The organism is Kitasatospora sp. NPDC001683 (assembly GCF_053596495.1).
In genome coordinates this window covers 1-3,499 of the sequence record NZ_JBSFGK010000206.1, presented here as the reverse complement: position 1 = coordinate 3,499, position 3,499 = coordinate 1, and the positions used below count along the sequence as shown (strand labels likewise).

Below are 3,499 nucleotides of genomic sequence, written 5' to 3'. Positions count from 1 at the left end.
GCCCGGTCAGCTGACCGGGCGGCGGCGCATGGTCGGCCTGCAAGACCCCCATTCGGGGCATCTTGACAGGCGCCTGCCACGGTTCTATGCAGGTCGATGAGGAGGTTCTGCCGTAGGCCGGGTTCGCCCGGCCGGGCACGGGCGACCGGGCAAGCCGAGGAGGTGGGCTGCCATGACCGTTGCGCGACCGTGGCGGGATCACTACGCGGTGCTGGGAGTCGAGCCCTCGGCGTCCGCGCAGCAGATCACCTCGGCCTATCGGGCTCAGGTCCGCCTGCTGCACCCGGATTCCCGCCCAGCCAGGTCTGCCGAGGCCGGATCGGTCGAGCGGCTCGTCAACGTGATAGCCGCGTACGAGGTTCTGCACGACCCCGGGCTGCGCGCCGCCTATGACGCCGAGCGCGGCGGGGGCCGGCTGCATTCGGGGGCCGACGAGGCTGCTGGTCGTGCGGCCGCGGTGGTGCGGGTTGCGGTGCGTGTGGTCCCGGCAACCGGCAACGCGCCCGCAGCCGCAGTGGCTGTCCGGCTCGGCGGCAAGAGCGGGTGGCCGTCCGACCCCGCAGTGTGGGTGGGGCCGGTGCGGGTCGAACCGTGCGCCCGCTCCACGCCGCTGAGCCTCTGGGAGTGGATGAACCGGTTGTGGGAGGTGGACCCTTGGCTGTGAACGACAGCGAGTTCCGCACCGCCATCGGGCGCGGGTAGGCGCCGGCGGCCGCACTGGTTGAGCCTACGGATCTCCTCGGCCGCCGAGACCGCGATCTCGCGCGGCATGCGATCTGTGAGCATCACGTCACCTCCCCTCAGCACGTCACCTCCGCTCAGCCGATCCCCATGCGGCGCAGGCCGACGCTCAGGCGTGGGCCGGAACGCGCGCCCGCTGGGCACCGGGCCGGGCCAGTGGCTTTCTCGGGCTCTGGCACCGCCCTGGTGGCTCCCTCGACGGCCCGGACAGGGGCTGTGAAATCCTCGCGGGGCTTCCCCGTGTGCTCAGGAGGCGTTCGCGGCTCGGCCGAAGAGGCGGCCGCCGAGGTCCACGCCGACCACCGCGCCGGCGGAGTCGCGGGTGAAGAAGCCGCGCTGGCCCTTCAGCCCGCCCTCGGTGATGAGGTACTCGTCGGCGTCGCCCGGGAGGAAGCCCATGGTCGCGGCAGGGTAGTCGGCCGGCATGTCGACGTCCGAGGCGGCGCGGATCTCCGGCTTGATCCCGACGGCCAGGGTGAGCCGGGTGCCGTCGGTGAGGATGTCGAGGTTCATGACGTCGCTTTCGTAGCGGCCGGCCACCTCCCGTGCCCGCTGCTCGTCGTGGGCGATCGGCTCCGGGTCGCGCTCGGCGAGCCCCAGGCAGTGTTCGAGGGCCCAGCGGGTGACGGCCTGGGTGAGGACGTAGCCGTCCGGGCCTGCGGCCAGGGCGACCACGGCGAAGTTCCGCTCCGGCACGATGACCAGGTCGGCGAACTGGCCGTTGCCCGAGCCGCCGTGGCCGATCGTGCGGACGCCGTTCACCTCGCGCAGGAACCAGCCGATGCCGAAGCCGTCGCCGAGCGAGCTGCCGCGCAGCTCGACCGTCCGCTCCCGCATGCCGTGCAGGGTCCCGGCGGGCAGCAGGCCGTCCCCGCCGCCGAGCTGGAAGCGGGCCCAGGCCAGCAGGTCGCTCACCGAGGAGACGATGCCGCCGCCGGGGTTGTTGCCGCGCGCACCGGCCCGGTACGACTTCCACGGCCGGGCGGCCCGCAGCGTCCCGTCCCCGTCGCGGTTGTAGCCCACGGCGAACTTGCGGACCATCACCTCGTCCAGGTCGAAGAAAGTGTTCGACAGTCCGATCGGCTCCAGCAGCAGCGCGGCCACGGCCTGCTCGTAGCTCTGGCCGGTGACGTTCTCGATGATCCGCCCGACCAGGTTGTAGCCGGCCTGGCTGTACGAGGCCCGGGTGCCGGGCGGTGCGACCAGCGGGAGCTCGGCCAGCTTTCCGACGAAACCGGCCAGCGTGCCGTCCTCGTCGCCGGGGTCGATCAGGTTCCAGTCCAGTCCGGCGGTGTGGTTGAGCAGGTTCAGCACAGTGATCTGCTCGGCCGCCTGTTCGTCGGCGAGCCTGAGCTCGGGCACGTACCGGCGCACCGGCGCGTCCAGGTCGACCCTGCCCTCCGCGACCAGGCGCATCAGCGCGGTCGCCGTGAACGTCTTGCTGACCGAGCCGAGGTGGAACAGCGTGCGCTCGTCCACCGGCAGCGGGTGGTCGATGCTGGTCACGCCGTGGGACGCGAAGACCTCCTGACCGTCCACCAGCACTCCGACGGCGACACCCGGGATGCCGAGCCCCTCGGCCGTCGCCGCGACGAACTCGGACAGCTGCTTCTGCGACATGGTTTGTCCCCCTGTGGGCACTTGAACTAAGTACAGGAAGACCGTAAGCCGCTGGTTGAACTAAGTGCAAGAGGTTTCCTGAACTAAGTTCAACTAAGCTGACGCCATGCCACGACAGACCATGACCGCCGACCAGATCGTCCGCGCCGCGATCGAGCTGCTGGACGAGGAGGGCCTGGACGGCCTCAACATGCGCAGCCTTGGCACCCGACTCGGCTCGGCCGCCACAGCCATCTACTGGCACATCAAGACCAAGGACGAGCTGGTCCGCCGGGCCGCAGACGCGGTCTGGGCGGAGGTCGAGCTGCCCGAGCTCGGCACCACCGGCTGGCGGGCTGCCGCCACCGCCATGGCCACCGGCATGCACGCGATGCTCACCCGGCACCCGTGGCTCGGGCAGGCCTTCGGCAGCCACCTGCTGTACGGCCGGGGCAAGGCCCGGCTGGACGACTACAGCCTCGCCGTCTACGAGCAGGCCGGATTCACCGGCCCAGAGGCGGACCAGGCCGCCGCCACGGTGTTCGTCTTCGTGCTCGGCAGCGCCCTCGGGCCCGCCGCACAGGTCTCGCTCACCCGACGGCTGAGCCGCAGCGGCGAGAACGCCGAGCAGCAGCTCGCCGGCACCATCGCCCGGAGCACCGAGATTGCCATGGATTTCCCCCGTCTACGCGAGCGGGTCGGCACCACCGACTACGCCGCCGCACCCGACAGCAGCTTCGAGTTCGGCCTGCGGGCCATCCTGGACGGCTTCGCAAGCCGGCTTGCCGCCGGCGGATAGCGGACGATGGCGCCCGACGGAGTCGACGGTCCTTTTGGGGCACCGGGCCGCTGGGGCCGCGTCACCACGCCGCGGACCAGCACACCCGTAGACGGCGGTTCCCCCGGCGATGGCGCTGCCTGGCGCCCAGGCCGGTTGGTCGCGTCGCGGGACGCCCTGTCGCACCGGCCCGGATCGTTGGCGCTCCGCTGTGGAACCCTCCCGATACACCACCGTCGCTGCGGCCCTACTGCTGGTGTGGGCCGGTTCGGCGGCCGGGCGCCGACGGGCGGGTTAGACGACGTCGAAGTTCGCCATCATCGCCATGTCCTCGTGTTCGAGGTTGTGGCAGTGCAGCATGTACCGGCCCCGGTACCCGCG

The 3,499-nt window shown here is 71.5% G+C and carries 4 protein-coding genes; 2 read left to right on the top strand and 2 right to left on the bottom strand.

The annotated features are described in order from the left end of the window. Positions 1 to 172: 172 nt before the first annotated feature. Positions 173 to 664, top strand: coding sequence for a J domain-containing protein (locus ACWCYO_RS40400; RefSeq protein WP_449787021.1), 492 nt, complete (start codon positions 173 to 175; stop codon positions 662 to 664). Between the two features lie 323 nt (positions 665 to 987). Here ACWCYO_RS40400 and ACWCYO_RS40395 read toward each other — a convergent pair whose 3' ends face one another. Beyond that, positions 988 to 2,361 (bottom strand): serine hydrolase domain-containing protein, encoded by a 1,374-nt coding sequence (locus tag ACWCYO_RS40395; protein ID WP_449787020.1) that lies wholly within the window; start codon positions 2,359 to 2,361, stop codon positions 988 to 990. A gap of 106 nt (positions 2,362 to 2,467) precedes the next feature. On the opposite strand from ACWCYO_RS40395, the gene ACWCYO_RS40390 reads away from it, so the two are divergent. Beyond that, positions 2,468 to 3,139, top strand: coding sequence for a TetR/AcrR family transcriptional regulator C-terminal domain-containing protein (locus ACWCYO_RS40390; protein WP_270139855.1), 672 nt, complete (start codon positions 2,468 to 2,470; stop codon positions 3,137 to 3,139). 273 nt (positions 3,140 to 3,412) lie between these two features. On the opposite strand, the gene ACWCYO_RS40385 is transcribed toward ACWCYO_RS40390, so the two are convergent. Then, the coding region (locus ACWCYO_RS40385; protein ID WP_449787022.1) for a multicopper oxidase domain-containing protein at positions 3,413 to 3,499 on the bottom strand (87 nt) is incomplete at its 5' end.